Annotated in this window: 1 protein-coding gene; it reads right to left on the reverse strand. The window is 69.5% G+C overall.

The window, feature by feature from the left end; all coding sequences use genetic code 11:
- On the reverse strand, positions 1 to 228 hold a 228-nt coding region (locus ACSNOB_RS32160; RefSeq protein WP_436691228.1), incomplete at its 3' end, for a beta-ketoacyl synthase N-terminal-like domain-containing protein.
- Positions 229 to 239: the final 11 nt, after the last annotated feature.

The following is a 239-nucleotide window of genomic DNA, read 5'->3' on the forward strand; positions in this document are numbered from 1 at the left end:
ACGCGCCGGGTCGTACGCCGCGTCCTCCAGCGCCTCCCACGCGCACTCCAGGAACAACCGGTGCTGCGGATCCGTCATCTCCGCCTCGTGGGCGTTGAAGCCGAAGAACTCCGCGTCGAACAGCTCCACGCCGTCCAACCGCGCCTTGGCCGGCACGTAACTCGGGTGCGAGTACACCGACTCCGGCACCCCCGCCGCCGCCAACTCCTCCGGCGAGAAGAACGTCACCGACTCCACCC

It is taken from the genome of Micromonospora sp. URMC 106, from assembly GCF_051386395.1.
Taxonomy (GTDB): Bacteria; Actinomycetota; Actinomycetes; order Mycobacteriales; family Micromonosporaceae; genus Micromonospora.